Source organism: Roseinatronobacter alkalisoli, from assembly GCF_028745735.1.
In the GTDB taxonomy this organism is placed as follows: domain Bacteria; phylum Pseudomonadota; class Alphaproteobacteria; order Rhodobacterales; family Rhodobacteraceae; genus Roseinatronobacter; species Roseinatronobacter alkalisoli.
Map to the genome: position 1 here is coordinate 124,230 of NZ_JAQZSM010000004.1, position 16,327 is coordinate 140,556.

Annotated in this window: 15 protein-coding genes; 7 read left to right on the forward strand and 8 right to left on the reverse strand. The window is 59.4% G+C overall.

Going from position 1 to position 16,327, the window contains the following annotated elements; genetic code table 11:
- Positions 1-56: 56 nt before the first annotated feature.
- On the forward strand, positions 57-1,364 hold the full coding sequence (locus PUT78_RS06355; protein WP_274351563.1) for an ABC transporter substrate-binding protein: 1,308 nt from the start codon (positions 57-59) through the stop codon (positions 1,362-1,364).
- A gap of 6 nt (positions 1,365-1,370) precedes the next feature.
- On the opposite strand, the gene PUT78_RS06360 is transcribed toward PUT78_RS06355, so the two are convergent.
- The 3 genes from PUT78_RS06360 to PUT78_RS06370 all read right to left on the reverse strand — a co-directional run bounded on the left by PUT78_RS06360 (position 1,371) and on the right by PUT78_RS06370 (position 4,147).
- Positions 1,371-2,090 carry a FadR/GntR family transcriptional regulator gene (locus PUT78_RS06360; protein ID WP_274351399.1) on the reverse strand — a complete coding sequence of 240 codons (720 nt, stop codon included), beginning with the start codon at positions 2,088-2,090 and terminating at the stop codon, positions 1,371-1,373.
- Between the two features lie 174 nt (positions 2,091-2,264).
- Positions 2,265-3,635 carry an ammonium transporter gene (locus PUT78_RS06365; protein WP_274351400.1) on the reverse strand — a complete coding sequence of 457 codons (1,371 nt, stop codon included), beginning with the start codon at positions 3,633-3,635 and terminating at the stop codon, positions 2,265-2,267.
- A gap of 308 nt (positions 3,636-3,943) precedes the next feature.
- Complete coding sequence (locus tag PUT78_RS06370) at positions 3,944-4,147, reverse strand: hypothetical protein (protein ID WP_274351401.1); 204 nt, start codon at positions 4,145-4,147, stop codon at positions 3,944-3,946.
- Positions 4,148-4,263: 116 nt separating this feature from the next.
- Between PUT78_RS06370 and PUT78_RS06375 the strand changes: the two genes are divergently transcribed.
- The 4 genes from PUT78_RS06375 (at position 4,264) to PUT78_RS06390 (ending at position 9,385) form a co-directional block, all read left to right on the forward strand.
- The gene (locus PUT78_RS06375; protein WP_274351402.1) at positions 4,264-5,514 is read left to right on the forward strand and encodes a sarcosine oxidase subunit beta family protein; all 1,251 of its coding nucleotides are present in this window, start codon (positions 4,264-4,266) and stop codon (positions 5,512-5,514) included.
- 82 nt (positions 5,515-5,596) lie between these two features.
- Positions 5,597-5,884, forward strand: a complete 288-nt coding sequence (locus tag PUT78_RS06380) for a sarcosine oxidase subunit delta (RefSeq protein WP_274351403.1) — start codon at positions 5,597-5,599, stop codon at positions 5,882-5,884.
- On the forward strand, positions 5,881-8,832 hold the full coding sequence (locus PUT78_RS06385; RefSeq protein WP_274351404.1) for a sarcosine oxidase subunit alpha family protein: 2,952 nt from the start codon (positions 5,881-5,883) through the stop codon (positions 8,830-8,832). Before PUT78_RS06380 ends, PUT78_RS06385 begins: the two co-directional genes overlap by 4 nt.
- A complete protein-coding gene (locus PUT78_RS06390) occupies positions 8,825-9,385 on the forward strand; it encodes a sarcosine oxidase subunit gamma (protein WP_274351405.1) in 561 nt (186 codons plus the stop codon). The genes PUT78_RS06385 and PUT78_RS06390 overlap by 8 nt, the downstream gene beginning before the upstream one ends.
- 7 nt (positions 9,386-9,392) lie before the next feature.
- Here the strand turns inward: PUT78_RS06390 and PUT78_RS06395 are convergent, their stop codons facing one another.
- A complete protein-coding gene (locus PUT78_RS06395; RefSeq protein WP_274351406.1) occupies positions 9,393-10,379 on the reverse strand; it encodes a GlxA family transcriptional regulator in 987 nt (328 codons plus the stop codon).
- A 109-nt stretch (positions 10,380-10,488) separates the two neighbouring features.
- On the opposite strand from PUT78_RS06395, the gene PUT78_RS06400 reads away from it, so the two are divergent.
- Positions 10,489-11,151 carry a helix-turn-helix domain-containing protein gene (locus tag PUT78_RS06400; protein WP_274351407.1) on the forward strand — a complete coding sequence of 221 codons (663 nt, stop codon included), beginning with the start codon at positions 10,489-10,491 and terminating at the stop codon, positions 11,149-11,151.
- Between the two features lies 1 nt (position 11,152).
- Here PUT78_RS06400 and PUT78_RS06405 read toward each other — a convergent pair whose 3' ends face one another.
- The 4 genes from PUT78_RS06405 to PUT78_RS06420 all read right to left on the reverse strand — a co-directional run bounded on the left by PUT78_RS06405 (position 11,153) and on the right by PUT78_RS06420 (position 15,014).
- Positions 11,153-12,220 carry a heme-dependent oxidative N-demethylase family protein gene (locus tag PUT78_RS06405; RefSeq protein WP_274351408.1) on the reverse strand — a complete coding sequence of 356 codons (1,068 nt, stop codon included), beginning with the start codon at positions 12,218-12,220 and terminating at the stop codon, positions 11,153-11,155.
- Between the two features lie 15 nt (positions 12,221-12,235).
- A complete protein-coding gene (locus PUT78_RS06410) occupies positions 12,236-13,201 on the reverse strand; it encodes a PDR/VanB family oxidoreductase (RefSeq protein WP_274351409.1) in 966 nt (321 codons plus the stop codon).
- Complete coding sequence (locus PUT78_RS06415) at positions 13,198-13,806, reverse strand: dimethylamine monooxygenase subunit DmmA family protein (RefSeq protein WP_274351410.1); 609 nt, start codon at positions 13,804-13,806, stop codon at positions 13,198-13,200. Before PUT78_RS06415 ends, PUT78_RS06410 begins: the two co-directional genes overlap by 4 nt.
- 71 nt (positions 13,807-13,877) lie before the next feature.
- A complete protein-coding gene (locus PUT78_RS06420; protein ID WP_274351411.1) occupies positions 13,878-15,014 on the reverse strand; it encodes an aminomethyl transferase family protein in 1,137 nt (378 codons plus the stop codon).
- Between the two features lie 415 nt (positions 15,015-15,429).
- On the opposite strand from PUT78_RS06420, the gene PUT78_RS06425 reads away from it, so the two are divergent.
- The gene (locus PUT78_RS06425) at positions 15,430-16,326 is read left to right on the forward strand and encodes a class II glutamine amidotransferase (protein ID WP_274351412.1); all 897 of its coding nucleotides are present in this window, start codon (positions 15,430-15,432) and stop codon (positions 16,324-16,326) included.
- Position 16,327 lies beyond the last annotated feature (1 nt).

The following is a 16,327-nucleotide window of genomic DNA, read 5'->3' on the forward strand; positions in this document are numbered from 1 at the left end:
CAAAATCCCGAAACTTCAGGTCGCGGCGGGTAGTTTTCATGCTATATCATATCGCCATGACAGGACCGAGCTTCGCACAAGGAATGGCTATCCGCAGTCTGCTGCCGACCTATCGGGTCGGTATGGCGCAGGAGGTCAGAATCGGCATGCTTGTGCCGTTGTCCGGGCCTGCAATGTCCTGGGGCCTGCCGGGGCTGAATGGCTGCCGCATATGGGAAGACTGGCTGAACGCGGCAGGGGGCGTGCTGATACAGGGAAACCGCTATCCTGTGCGCATCATCGCCCGCGACTGCGGCACAGATGCAGTTCAGGCCTTTGAAGGCGCGCGTCATCTTGTGCTGTCCGAAAAGGTTGCCCTGCTGATGATGCTGGGCGGGGACAGTTTCACCCCTGTCCGGGGGTTCCTAAGCCAGAACAAGGTGTTGACATCAACGCTACTGCCCAGTGACCTGTCGCCGGATACGCGCTATCTTATTGCGCCATCCGAAACGCACCCGGTCTATAATGTCACCGGCGTTGACTGGCTTGCGCGTAACCGCCCGGAATTGCGCAGGGTCGCGCTATGCAGCCAGAGTGATGCATTCGGCCTGCCGTCGCTTGCCACCTACCGCGTTGCATTCAGGGCGGCGGGCCATACGATCTGCCGCGAAATCCGCTATGACGCGCAGGATACCGATGTTGCAGCCATTGTGCAGCCCATGCTGGATTCAGACCCTGATATCCTGTGCTGGTGTACCAGTTACACGCCCATGGTGCATGCCATGACCGAATACGCCCATGCGCACGGCTTCAAGGGAACGATCCTGTCCTGCACGATGGACCAATATGACCAACTGGTTGCGCGTACATCGGTTGAGTTCATGGAAGGAACCGTGTTCCAGTTCCCTGATTTCGACGACCCGCTGCTGTCAGAGAAGGCGTTTTTCTTCAACCAGCCGAACACGTTCTACACCGAATATAACCGCCGCTTCCCGGATAGCTGGAGTGCGGTAAGCTGGGAATATGCGGCCATTCTGGATATTTGGCTTGCCGCCGTGGAAAAGGTCGGCACACTTGCGACCGCATCCGTGATGGCCGCCATGAAACAGATGGACAAGGTTAACCACGCTTTTGGCCCGGCGAAATGGTGGGGGAAATCCCTGTTCGGTATCGACAATGCGCTGATCGGCGACTGGCCGGTTGTCACCATTCAGGACGGCAAGGCCCGCATTGTGGGGTTCGGGTCCGTGCCGGACTGGCTGGCCCAACATGAAACGGCGTTGCACAGCGAAATGTCGACACTCGGGCAGCTTTGGGCGCAACGGCAGGAAGGGGGGCTGGCCTTGCAGACACTGGCCCCACGGCAGGCATATCCGGCGGCATAGGGCCGTTCAGGTGTCGTGCAGCAGCAGTTTCTGTTCTTCTATCAGATGCAGCTTGATAAATTCGACCGCCGCTTCCACATCGCGCGATGCGATGGCGTTGAACAATGTATTGTAGCGGCTTTGATAATCCTGAATGCGGTCCGGGGTCAGGTGGCGGCGCATCAGGGCTGACCGGAAACTCTGGCGGCAGACCTGAATCGTCAGTTCATAGCATGAGTCCAGAAGCGGGTTGCGCGTGCCCCGGGCAATCTTGCGATAGAAATCTTCTTCGCATTGCGTGAATTCATCCGCGTCATTGCGGACCTGTTCGATCCGGGTCAGGATATCGTCCAGTTCCTCTATTTCGCGCGGACTCATGTTGATCGTGGCAAGGCGCACCATTTCCGGCTCGATGATGGAACGCACGACCAGATGATCCAGCGGACTGGTGCGTTCAGCCACAGTGCTTGTCCCGGTTTCGGTCGCGGTCTTGGCGCGGTAGGTCACAAAACTGCCGCTGCCAGCGCGCCTGCGGATGATTTTCTTTGTTTCCAGCACATCCAGCGCTTCGCGCACAGTGTTGCGCGACACACCCAGTTCGGCGGCCAGTGAACGCTCGCTGGGCAGGCGGGTATCGACGGGGTATTCGCGGCTTTTGATTTTCTGAAACAGGGTGTCGATGACAACCTGCACAGTTCCCCCGACAGAATGCATGGAGAGGGTGTCTGCATCCAGTCTGGTGGTCATCCGCATCCCCGATCTTGTTCAACGTCCAGCGTATTAACGCGCGCCGCGCGCCGGACATGATGCCGTCCGGCCAGACGCGATTTGCAGCGCCTTCCATAAGCGGGAAAATGGGAAATTGCCAGTACATTTGGATCGCGCGCTGCCCCGGTATTGCACGGGACAGCGCGTGTTCACCTATTCTGCGGGGGACAACACGACAGACTCGCCGTCATGTTCAATTCCCCAGTTCAGTTTATCAAGCCCCGCTGCCTGATCTTCTTCGGGCACGCGCAGGCCAATGGTTTTTTCAAGGATTGTGCCCACAACCAGCGCGGTCACCGCCCCGGCTGCGATACAGGCAATGATACCCACCAATTGCATCACGATCCCGATTTCACCATGCTGGAACGCATAGGCCCCTTCTTCGATACCCAGATACCCGCCGCGCGGTGTGCCTGCCTTGAACAGGCCCAGCATGATCAGGCCATAGCTGCCCGCGCCCAGAAACAGCGGAAACAGCTTATGTTCATCAATCCCGCGTTTCAGCGTGAATTCATAAACGGCCCATGCGACAAACGGGGCACCCAGCGACACAATGAACATCTGCCAGGGCAGATACACATCAAACCCCGATGCCCCGGCAACATAGCCCGCCAGCGGCCCCAGCAGCGTATAGGCATAGTTTCGTGTCTTATAGGCGATCAGCAGCCCGGAAATGCCCCCGCCAGCCCATGCCAGCCCGTAATTGTTGAACGCAATGCCCACACTGGTATTCGCCATTGTCACGCTGACGGCCAGTGCTTCGGGGTCAAAGAAAAACAGGCAGGACAGAATGACCATCGGCAAACCGGCAAATATGGTCACCAGCCCGGTCGCGGCCAGCCCGATACTGGGCGCATTATAGCTTTGCACCAGCGGATGCGGGGTAAACATGCCCGGACGCGCACCCAGACGTGGCACCAGCACAAGTGCCATGCCGGCAGGAAACAGATAGACAAACCCCACGCCAAAGAAGTCATGAAAACCGGGATTGGTCAGCGGCCCGACCGACCCCCATGTGGCCCAGCTTAGCGCGGATGATACCAGAGTGGCCGCAATGCACAGAATGAAATAGGCAGCGGCTTTTATCCGTTCCGCCACGGCGAAATGCAGCAACACATTGATGATGCCCGCGAAACACGCAAGGAAGAACACGAATATCTGGAAGTTATTCAACCCCGGAAAGATATCAGGGGATATTTCATGCGCGCGGGCATTCACCATGCCGCCCCCCAGCCACCAATCCGCAATGGAATCGCCAAGCGTCGCATCTTCGATAATATAGTATTGCGCCGCCCAAAGTGCGAAACCGATCACGAAATACACGGTAAAGCCGATGAAGAAGCCCATCAGCTTTTCAATGGTGGATGTCAGCAAATTCTTGCTGCGCGTGGTGCCTGCATCGATCATCAGCAGGCCCACGACAACCATGATCGCGCCGACCGTGCCGGATGCATAGACGAGGTTCTGAACAAGAGAGTTCAGGCTGATCTGATCAGCGTGAACGGTGGCTAGGTCAAGTGACATCGGAAGCTCCCTGTCCCGGTTATGTTCCATGAAGGGGCGTATCAGCCCGGTAACTGACACCAGGCAAAGCGGGATCCGCCCGCGCTGGAACCAGTTTCATTTGTGGCCCTGTCTGGTTCTTATCTGGTTCTGACCAGTTGCTTCGGGTAAGCAAAGCGTGCCGCATGTTTTGCAATTCACAAAGCAAAAAGTTAACTGTTGGGAAAATAAATTTCGCAAATATGAAATATTTTGCATAATTTGGCACTTTTGGCGGAACCAATATGTCGTATTGGTTGGAAAATTGACTGCCCGGTTGCGCAAACTGGTCAGCGAATCATATCAGGCGCAGCCGTGCCCTGAATGGACCTTTCACAGGCCAAAGGTTGCGACCCGGCCCCGCGCCATTGCCCGCCGCGCCGGAAACGAGGCGTGCCCGCCGCACCCGAAAAACGCAGCATGCGCGGCGATACCGCAAGATCAAAAGCAAGCCAGATCAGCGCGATAACCCGTTTTCGGTCGCGCGCCGCCATGGCGTGGCTTCAGCAGCTTTTCACCGCCGGAGTCGCATTTGACAACGCCTCTGTCCGATTCCACGACATGAACGCCCGCGCCATCCGCTATCAAGGTGCGGCAAGGAGTGTTTCACATGCGCTATTCCGCTTTCAGACTGCTGAAAGAAGCCCTGAGCGGCCATAAGGGCTGGACGCCCGCATGGCGCAACCCGGCCCCGAAGCCGCATTATGACATTGTCATTGTCGGTGGGGGCGGTCATGGCCTTGCAACGGCCTATTATCTGGCCAGAAAATTCCGCCAGCATAATATTGCCGTCATCGAAAAAGGCTGGATCGGCGGCGGCAATGTCGGGCGCAATACAACAATCATCCGCTCCAACTATCTGCTGGACGGGAATGAACCGTTCTATGAATTCTCGCTGAAATTATGGGAAGGGCTGGAGCAGGACCTGAACTATAACGCCATGGTCAGCCAGCGCGGCATTCTGAACCTTATCCACACAGACGCGCAGCGCGACGCCTTCACCCGCCGCGGCAATGGCATGATCCTGCATGGCGCCGATGCGGAATTGTTAAGTGCTGAACAGGTGCGGCGTGAATACCCGTTCCTGAATTTCGACAATGCGCGCTTTCCCATCAAGGGGGGGCTGGCCCAGCGGCGCGGTGGCACTGTGCGCCATGATGCGGTGGCCTGGGGCTATGCGCGCGGGGCCGACACGCACGGGGTTGATATCATCCAGAATTGCGAAGTCACCGGGTTCCGCATTGAAAACGGCGCATGTCTGGGCGTGGAAACATCGCGCGGTTTCATCGGCGCGGGTAAGGTCGGTGTGGCGGTGGCGGGCAATTCCTCGCGAATCATGGCCCATGCGGGCATGCGCCTGCCCATTGAATCGCATGTATTGCAGGCTTTTGTCAGCGAGGGGCTGAAACCGGTTCTGCCCGGTGTCATCACATTCGGCGCGGGGCATTTTTATTGCAGCCAGTCCGACAAGGGCGGGCTGGTCTTTGGCGGCGATATTGACGGCTATAATTCCTATGCGCAGCGCGGCAACCTGCCGGTCATCGAAGATGTGGCCGAAGGCGGCATGGCGCTTTTCCCCGGCCTTGGCCGGGTGCGGTTGCTGCGTATGTGGGGCGGCATCATGGACATGAGCATGGACGGATCGCCCATCATTGACCGCACGCATATTCAGGGCCTCTATTTCAACGGCGGCTGGTGCTACGGGGGCTTCAAGGCCACGCCCGCATCGGGCTGGTGCTTCGCGCATCTGCTGGCCACCGACGCGCCGCACCCGACCGCCGCCGCCTATCGTTTCGACAGGTTCCGGAAGGGCCGCATGATCGACGAAAAAGGCATGGGCGCGCAGCCCAACCTGCATTGAGTGCCGCCATGCAGATTTCATCTTGCCCAAAATACTCAACTACTCCGGTCCAGCTTCGGGCCATCCGCCGAAGGGGGCGCGCATGATCATCAATCACCCGCTGCTTGGCCCCTGTGACGCGCAGGAATTCACCTATCTGGGCGATGCGCGCCTGATTGAACGCCCCGATGGCATGGCAGACGGCGCAGCGGCTGCGTTTTTCGATTATGCCTATCTGCGTGAAAACCCGGCAGGCGAACATCGTGAACTATGGTTTCATGAACAAGGTGACCGCAGCTGGCTGGTTGTGACGCGCAACACACTGACCCATGACATCATATCCGTTGAACTGGCGCGCGATGTGGCACGCAGACAGGGGCGCAGCGCATGAACAGGCTATCCACCGGCGGGCAGATCGACCGCGCAAAAACCTTTCGCTTCACCTTTGACGGGGTGCCATATGACGGGCATCCGGGTGACACGCTGGCATCTGCCCTGCTGGCAAATGGTGTGCGGCTGATGGGGCGGTCGTTCAAATACCACCGCCCGCGCGGCGTACTGACTGCGGGCAGCGAAGAACCCAATGCCCTTGTGCAATTGCGCAATGGTGGGCGGCAGGAACCCAATACCCGCGCCACAACAGCGGAATTGTTCAACGGGCTGACAGCGGTATCGCAAAATGCCTGGCCCAGCCTGAAATTCGACGCGCTGGCCATCAATGACCGGCTGTCGAATTTTCTGACAGCGGGATTTTACTATAAGACCTTCATGTGGCCCGCGGCGTTCTGGGAAAAACTATATGAACCGATCATCCGGCGCGCGGCGGGGCTGGGGTCCATTACAACCGAACCCGACCCTGACAGCTATGACAAGGGGTTCCTGCATTGTGACCTGCTGATCATCGGCGCAGGGCCTGCCGGTCTGGCTGCGGCCCTGACGGCGGGGCGCGCGGGTGCGCGTGTCATTCTGGCGGATGAGGATTTTCGCATGGGCGGGCGGCTGAATGCCGAAACCCATGCACTGGGCGAACAGTCCGGCGCGGATTGGGCGGCGGCAATTGTCGCAGAACTGGCCAGCATGCCCAATATCCGGCTGCTGACGCGCACAACCATTCTGGGCGCGTTCGATCATGGCATTTATGGCGCGGTCGAACGTGTGGCCGATCATCTGCCCGAACCCGCACCGGGCAAACCACGCCAGATCCTATGGCGAATCTATTCCAAAGCTGCGGTTCTGTGCGCCGGTGCGATTGAACGCCCCATAGCATTCGCCAATAACGACCGTCCCGGTATCATGATGGCGGGCGCGTTGCGCACCTATGTCAACCGCTGGGCGGTAACGCCTGCGCAAACCGTGGCGGTTTTCACCAATAACGACGATGGCCACCGCACAGCCCGCGATCTGCTGGCGCGCGGGCTTGATGTGGCCGCGATTATTGACACCCGCGCTGATGCGCCTGCCTGCGACGGCGCACAAGTTATGGCCGGTGCGCAGGTCATCGACAGCGCGGGGCGGCTGGGTCTGAAATCCGTCACCGTGCGGCAGGCGGACGGGCGGGAACATCAGCTGAAACTCGGCGCGCTGGGCATGTCGGGCGGCTGGAACCCGAATGTCGCGCTGAGCAGCCACCAGCGCGGGCGGCCCCAGTGGAATGACGAAATCGCGGCCTTCCTGCCGGGGGCGGACCTGCCGCAAGGCATGCAGGTTGCGGGCGCTGCCGCAGGCCGGTTCAGCACGCAGGCCGCGCTGGCATCGGGGGCAGATGCCGCCATGCAGGTCTTGTCCGACATGGGCAAGACCGGCCACGCGCCCGATCTGCCCATGGCCGAAGACGGGAAAACCCGCATCACCCCGTTCTGGCATGTCGGCGGGACCAAGGCGCGCGCATGGCTGGACTTTCAGAATGATGTCACCGTCAAGGATGTCACACTCGCCCATCAGGAAGGGTTCCGGTCCGTCGAGCACCTGAAACGCTACACCACTTTGGGCATGGCCACGGATCAGGGCAAGACCGCGAATATGGGGGGGCTTGCGGTGATGGCCGAATTGACGGGCCAAAGCATTGCGCAGACCGGCACCACCATGTTCCGCCCGCCCTATACGCCCGTTGCCATGGGTGCGCTGGCGGGCCGGTCGGTGGGGCGTGATTTCCGCCCCTTCCGCCTGACACCCAGCCATAAATGGGCGGTTGAGCAGGGCGCAACATTTGTCGAGGTTGGCATGTGGCTGCGCGCGCAATGGTTTCCACAGCCCGGGGAGTCTGACTGGCGCCAGTCCGTGGACCGCGAAGTGCGCGCCACCCGCAGCAGCGTTGGTGTGTGCGATGTGACCACGCTGGGCAAGATCGATGTGCAGGGCCGTGACGCGGCCGCGTTCCTGAACCGCATCTATTGCAACGGCTTTGCCAAGCTGGCCGTGGGGCGTGTGCGTTATGGCCTGATGCTGCGCGAGGATGGTATCGCCATGGATGATGGCACCGCTGCGCGGCTGGCTGATGATCATTTCGTGGTGACCACCACGACCGCCAATGCGGTCGCAGTGTTTCGCCATATGGAATTTGCCCGCCAGTGCCTGTGGCCGGATATGGATGTGCAACTGATTTCCACCACCGAAGCCTGGGCGCAATTTGCTGTCGCCGGGCCGAATTCACGGGCCTTGTTGCAAAAGATCGTGGACCCGGAATTCGACTTGTCGAATGACGGGTTTCCCTTCATGGCCTGCGGCGAAATCACGGTTTGCGGGGGGTGTCCTGCGCGGCTGTTCCGCATTTCATTCTCGGGCGAGCTGGCTTTTGAGATTGCGGTTCCCACGCGTTATGGCGATGCGCTGATACGCCGCTTGATGGCGGCAGGCCACGAATTTGGTGTCACCCCCTATGGGACTGAAGCACTGGGCGTCATGCGCATTGAAAAGGGTCATGCCGCAGGCAATGAACTGAACGGCCAGACAACTGCGCTGAATCTTGGCATGGGGCGGATGGTCAGCGACAAGAAAGACAGCATCGGCGCTGTGCTGTCACGCCGCGAAGGGTTACAGGACGAAAAGGGCCTGCGGCTCGTCGGGTTTATGCCCAGGAACCCGCAAGACCGTGTGATCGCAGGCGCGCATCTGCTGGAAACGGGCGCGGAACTGCGCGCGGCCAATGATCTGGGCTATGTGACATCGGCATGCTATTCGCCCACGCTCAATTCCTATATCGCCATCGGTTTTCTGAAAGCGGGGGATGCGCGGCTGGGCGATGTGCTGCGCGCGGCGTCGCCGCTGACCGGACATGATACCGAAGTGACAGTTGTGTCGCCCCATTTCATCGACCCAGAGGGAGAACGCCTTCGTGCATGACCTTACCCCCCTGACCGCGCTGGGATCCGGCGCCCCGCAGACCGACACAATCGGCCCGGTCACGATTTCTGAGAACCCCGACAGTGCGTTGGTATCCGTCGCCGCGCGTCTGGGGCAGGAAGCGGCCTGTGCCAGGGTATTGGCGGCGATCCTCGGTGTGCCTGCCCCTGATGTTGCGCAATTCGTTCAGGGCGCCACCCTTGGCGCATTCTGGACCGCGCAACATTGCTGGATGGTGGATGGCCCTGATGACCCGCAGGCCGGTCTGTCCGCCCGCCTGAAGGCGGAACTGGGGGATATGGCCAGCGTTACCGACCAAAGCGTGGGCTGGGTCCGGTTCGATCTGCAGGGCGACGGGCTGGGCGTACTGTTTGAACGGCTGTGCAATCTGGACATGGCGCGCATGCCGACTGGCAGCGCACGGCGCAGCGTGATCGAACATCTGGGCTGTTTCGTGCTGCACCGCGACGGCGGATACACTGTCTATGGCCCGCGATCATCGGCGCAAAGCCTGCATCATGCGCTTGTCACCGCGGCGCGGTCGGTATTCTGAATGCGCGTCAGGCGGATGGGACAGACCGGTTATCCTGCACGCGGAAGACATTGATCTTGCGGCGTTCTTCTTCCGGGGGCAGGCCGTAGGTTTCCTGATAGCGCTGGCGAAACGGGCTGGCAGAGGAATATCCGATAGCCAGCGCAATTTCACGCATGGATCTGTTGGAATACATCACCAGTTGCCGCGCCGCCGCCAGACGCAGATTGCGGTAATAGGCCAGCGGGCTTTTATCCGTCAGTTTCTTGAACAGCCGTTCCAGATGGCGCGGCGACACATCAATCTGGTCGCAGATATCGGCAATGCAGATCGGGTCTTCCAGATTTTCCGACATGATCCGCACTGCGCTGGCAACCGGTTCGGGCATCATGTCGGCTGTGGCTGCGGCGCGCAGGGCGGGGATGCGCTGCCGTGTCCCTTCGCGCCGCCCCGGCTGGTGCTGGAACCAGCACGCCACTTCTGTCATGATTTCCGGCCCGAGGCGTGCTTCAATCAGCATCAGCGACAAATCGAACGCCGCCGCTGCGCCCGACACCGTGACCCGCCGCCCGTCGGTCATGATCACATCATCTGTGGTCGCGTGGTCGGGGAATTCATCTGCGAATGCGGCGGCATAGCACCAATGAACCGAACAGGTGCGCTGTGCCATAAGCCCTGCGCGCGCCAGCGGAAACACCCCCCCGCTGACCGCGCCCAGAACCGCGCCGTGCCGTTCCAATGTGCGCAGCACGGCGTTGGCGTGTCGCGGATTGTCAAATTGCGCATTGGGCGGGCTTAGCAGGATCAGGTAATCAAGCGCCCCGGTTTCCGACAGGCTGGCAGCGGGATGGAATGCAACCTGTGCGCTGCTTTCGACTGCTGTTCCCTGTTCTGACAGCAAGGTCCAACGAAACGCAGGCTGGCCCGCAATTTCATTCGCGGCGCGCAATGGTTCAATCAATGACGTCAGGCAGGCCATCGGAAACCCCGGAAAGATCAGGAAGCCCAGATGCATATTTTCATTTCCGTTTGCAAAATATATACTCTGATGAAACATGCCGCTATGTCCTGATCCCGATATGGGGCGTTTGCGCAAGGCCCCGCCCCGCAGTCAAGGAGAAGTCATGCCCAAAGACAAGCAAGACCTTACGCAAAAGGACGCCAAATCCCGGTTGTCGCAAGATCCGCATCTGGTGCGCGAAGAACGCGAGAAGGTTCTGGAAGTTGCCATCGGGCGTGAAGTCCGTGGGTTTCGCCGTCAGAAAGGTATGACAGTTGCCGATCTGGCGCAAGCGACGGGTCTGTCCATTGGCATGCTGTCGAAGATTGAAAACGGCAACACGTCGCCGTCGCTGACCACGTTGCAGACGCTGGCCAATGCGCTGAGCGTGCCGCTGACATCGTTTTTCCGCCGTTTTGAGGAACACCGCGAAGCCGTGCATACCAAAGCTGGCAAAGGGGTGGAGATTGAACGCGCGGGCACGCGGGCAGGGCATCAGTATAATCTGCTTGGGCATATCGGGGTGAATGCCAGCGGGGTTATGGTCGAACCCTATCTGATAACGCTGAGCACCAGCGCTGATATTTTTCCAACATTTCAGCATGGCGGGATTGAAACGATTTATATGCTGGAAGGGGAATTGCTGTATCGTCACAGCGACCAGCTGTACCACTTGCGCCCCGGTGACACGCTGTTTTTCGACGCAGACGCGCCCCATGGCCCCGAAGGGTTGGAAAAATTGCCCGCGCGCTATCTGTCGATCATCGCCTATCCGCAAAACGGCTGACCTATTTTTCCAGCGGCGGCTCGCGGTCCGGATCAGGCCAGATACCGGGCGAGGTGGGCTTGCCGTCATCATATTGCGCCAGATAGTCCAGAATCAGCGGGCGGTTATTGATGAAGCCCTTATAGGTGGCCAACTCATCCGGCAGGTCGCGGATAACGCGGTGCAACCGGCGGCCCCATTTCGGCATGGTGACCAGATCATCCAGCGCGATCAGATAGCAGCGGATGGGGAATACCAGCGCGTTTGAACGCGGCAGGCGGTAGAAGGTCTGCAATTCCACCCGCAGATGCTGCTTGCGACCGATATTCTCGGGCGTCAGTGTCGTTTTCTGCACCCCCCATTTATGGTAGTTCTCGGGGCTGGTATCGAGCAGCGGGTTGACTGTCATCGTCCAGTTCAGCCGCCGTGCCGGGCCGCCTTGCTGGATGTTCAGCAGGAATTTCAGCGCGCGTTTGAACACGCCCATTTCATGCGCCAGCGGCACCGGCGCGTGCCATTCAAAGAAATTCATGCCGATGTCGAAATCCAGCGACCAGTCGGCCTGGGTGGTGACCATGCCCGCATCCATCCACAGGTTGTTTTCGCGCTGGTCCAGCACCGCGAAATCCCCCTGCGCCTGGCGGGTGATGTATTCCATTGGCCCATAGGGCAGGCTGGCGTCATCCATGAAGGTGAATGTGTCATCCATGCCCAGCGGCTTGTTCACCCAGCGCCATTTATCGCCCTTGCGGTGCAGTTCAAACAGGTCGGGGTAATCTTCGGATTTGCTGACCATGATCAGTTCCAGCAAGTCCCAGCCCGCCAGATTCATATGCGGCAGGGACTGGCAGCGCAGCGGATCTTCGGCCAGCACCAGCGCCCGGTCGCGCATTTCGGATATATAATGTTCATCCACATCGAAGCGCTTTTCAAACACTGACCCCGCAGGCCCGCCGCGATGCTGTTCCATGTTGACAGAATACATGTAGCTGTCTTCGTGAAACGGAAACGGAAAGCGCCGGATCGCCCAGTCCGAATTGCGGAACGTGTAATCATCGCGGAAGGTTTCGTCATTGAACTGAATGGTCATGGTTGCATTCCCCCGTTAGCGGTCCAGAACCAGTGTCTTGCCGTCAAACCGGCTGACACAGGGCATGATCTTTTCACCGCTGGCGTGCTCTTCTTCTTCCAGCCAGTGGTCATTGTGCAAAATCGTACCGTCATGGCGGATGACGCGGGTTTCGCACTGCCCGCAGGCCCCGCCCCGGCACATATAGGGTGCATCCACCCCCGCGCGTTCAATCGCTTCCAGCAGGCTTTCATGTTCACCGACCGTGACGGTCTTGCCTGATGCAGCGAGTTCCACCACAAACGGGGTGCCGGATTGTGGCGCCAGGAATTCCTCGTAATGCAGCGCAGTGGCGGGCCAACCCAGTTCCGTTGCCGTGCCCAGAACCCAGTCAATCATGCCACGCGGGCCGCAGACATAGATATGGGTGCCAAGGGGTTGCCCCCTGAGCAGGGTTTCCAGCGCGATGCGTTCCCCCTGATCATCATGATAGACATGCACCTGCAACGGGTGGCGCGTGCGCAGGTCATCGGCGTAGCTGGCCAGCGCGGCACTGCGCACCGCATAATGCAATTCGAACCGCGCGGGCAGGCGTTCAAGCTGCCGGATTTGCGACATGAACGGCGTGATGCCGATGCCGCCCGCGATCATCAGGTGTTTTTTCGCGGTCAGGTCCAGCGGAAACAGGTTCACAGGATAGCTGACTACCATCCGGTCACCGACCTGCACCTTGTCATGCATGAAGACCGAGCCGCCGCGCCCCTGATCATCGCGCCGCACCGAAATGGCATAGTGGTGCGGGTCCATCGGGTCGGACATCAGGGAATAGGGGTTCAGGCGGGTTTTGTCCCCGTCCCGCATTTCGACAACGATATGCGCGCCGCCTGAAAAATGCGGCAGGTCATGCCCGTCCGCGTGCCGGAATTCAAACCGGGTGACAAGATCGTTCAGTTTCACCCTTGCGGTGACGATCACGGGAATTTTCTGCGTGCCGGAACTCATGAATACAACTCCACCGGTGGGGGAACATTGCCGGGGTCTTCGGCATCGATGCACACGCCCTGAAATGCGGCCAGCCTGCGGGAATAATGGTCGCGCACAAACAGGTTCAGCCCGCAATGGCTGCAGGTGAAAGGGTCGGTCGTCACATCCTCGGTGATGCCTTTGCAATGCACGCATTGCACCCGCCGCGCGACGGACCCGCGGTGTTCCGTCTGGATGGCGGCCAACGGGATGCCCGCGTTCAGCGCTTCATTCATGGCCTGCCCGATCAGCCCTTCGGTGCCCGCCAGATAGATTTGCGCACCCATCACGGTGTCGGCCAGCACCCTGCGAATGCGCGGAACGCTTGCATCATAACTGGCCCCGATATGCAGCACTGCCGGGGCTGCGGCCTGAAGCTGCGTGACATACCGATTACCCGTGTCGCGGGGAATGAAGATGACATGCGCGCTGGCCATCAGGGCCGCATCGGCGCGCGCCAGACCCAGCAGCGCCTCTGCCCCTTCGGCGTCGGCGATCATCAGGTGCCCGCTGCCCTTGCGCGGCGACAGGGTGCCGTAAACGGGGCGGCTATGGATGGACGGGGGGAAGGTGAACCTGCTCATCTGGGGTCATCACTCCTGATAATAATCGTGAAACGGGCGCGGCGCCCATGGCTGCCGCGCCCTGTCATCGCTCAGCCCTTGGCGGTCCGGCGCTTCTTGTCGGGGTCATAGAAGGGCATGGAATGGGCCACGCAGGGAATTTCGCCATCTGCGTTCTGCACGACCAATGGCGTGCCATCCACCGCGCAATCCACCGGCATGCGCGCAATGCCCACATTATGCTTGTTTAGTGACGAATACATGCCGATGGTGACAACACCCACCTGCTTGCCGTCTTTCAGCAGGGGCGCGCCTTCGTCGGCGGGGGCGGTGCCGTCCAGTTTCACACCATAAATCCGGAAACGTTCCTTGCCCTTCAGGCGGTAATGTTCTTCCGCACCGCGAAAGCCGGTCTTGCCTTTGGACACAGTGAAATCAAGGCCAAGTTCCCACAGGGTGTCACCACATTTTTCATCCGCGAATGGGTGTTTTTCTGAATTATCATAAGGAAAGAACAGCAGATAGCTTTCGGCGCGCAACAGATCCAGCGTGGTGAAGCGCGTGGGGATAATGCCCATGGCCGCGCCTTTGTCTACCAGCGCATCCCAGATTTCCGCCGCATCCTGCGCACGGCAGAAAATTTCATAGCCGCGTTCACCCGTATAGCCGGTGCGCGAAATCATCACCGGCTTGTCCCACAGCATGGTCTGGGTATGGGCGAAATAGGGCAGGTCACGAATGCCCGGCACGCCTTGTGCGTCCAGAAAATCCACGGCCAGCGGTCCCTGTAGCGAGATGTCATGCAGATTGTCGTCAAAGCGGATGTCCACATCGCGCCCCGTCGCGGCCATGGTCAGTTGTTCATGCCCCTGACCGGACCCATGCACGACCATGTAGGCGTTGGGACCAGTGCGGTAGATCACGCAATCATCAATGAACTTGCCGTCGTCATTCAGCATGGTGGCATAGGAACTGCGCCCCGGCTTGATCTTGTCGGCATAGCGTGTGGTGGCGCGGTCGATGACATGAAAGGCGTGTGGCCCCACGACATGCACCTTCTTCAGGCCCGAAACATCCATGAACCCGGCCTTGGTGCGGATGGCCAGATATTCCTGTTCCTGATCCTTGTCATAGCTCCATGCCGTGCCCATGCCGGACCAGTCTTCCAGTTCCGACCCAAGTGCGCGGTGACGGCTGGCAAGCGCCGAGAATCGCCAAGATGTCGTCATTCTGATCTCCCTTGTGTGGTTCAACTGGTATTTATTGGTCTTATTTGGTCAATACGCAGTGTTCTTGCGGCTGCTGTTGTTGAGCAGTTGGCCAAAACGTGGCCGTAAAATCAACATAAAAAGAAAAATATTTTACTGGTGTGCAATATATTTGCCTTAGGCGCTGTTTCGCTGAGCATATTTTTCAGGGAATCGCTGTAAGAAAAGTACCAATTTGCGGGAATTTGGTAATTCTGGTCCGAATCGTCGGTTGTCCAGGGCCATGTGCCATGGTGGCCGCATGTTGTGTAGACCGAAGAAATGCGTGAAATTTAAGCATGCTTATGACTGAAAGGAAAAATATATTCTTACCAGTTGATTCCGGATCATCTGCTTGATAGCGTCTGCTCAAGCGCAATTTGCAAGGAAATGGGTGATGTGCGGAATAGTTGGGCTGTTTCTGAAGGATCCTTCGCTGAAACCACAGCTTGGGGCGATGCTGACAGATATGCTGGTAACAATGACGGATCGTGGCCCCGACAGTGCGGGAATAGCGATCTATGGGTCGGGGCAGGCGGGGCAAGCCAAGCTGACGGTCCAGTCAGATGATGCCGATGCGGATTTTGCCACTTTGGCCGATGATCTGGGGCAGGCGTTGGGCGCTGCGGTGTCATTGCGCCGGGCCGATACGCATGCGGTGCTGACACTGCCTGCGGAACAGGCAGATGCGGCGCGCGACGCACTTGGCACCCTGCGCCCCGGCCTGCGCATCATGAGCGATGGACAAAATATTGAAATATACAAGGAAGTTGGCCTGCCGCGCGATGTGGCGGCGCGGTTTGATGTCGCGTCCATGTCGGGCAGTCACGGTATCGGGCATACGCGCATGGCCACGGAATCTGCTGTGACGACGCAGGGCGCGCACCCGTTTTCGACCGGGGCCGACCAGTGCCTTGTGCATAACGGGTCGCTGTCGAACCACAACAATCTGCGCCGCAGCCTGAAACGCGCCGGCGTGCGGATCGACAGCCAGAATGATACCGAAGTCGGCGCGGCCTATGTGACGTGGAAAATGCAGCAGGGGGCAACCCTGGGGCAAGCGCTGGAAGGCGCGTTGACGGACCTTGACGGGTTCTTCACATTCGTTGTGGGCACGAAGGACGGTTTTGGCGTGGTCCGCGACCCGATCGCGTGCAAACCTGCGGTCATGGCCGAAACCGACCAGTATGTGGCCTTCGGGTCGGAATATCGCGCGCTGGTCAACCTGCCGGGCATCGACACCGCGCGCGTCTGGGAACCCGAACCCGCCACTGTTTATTTCTGGAGTCACTGAT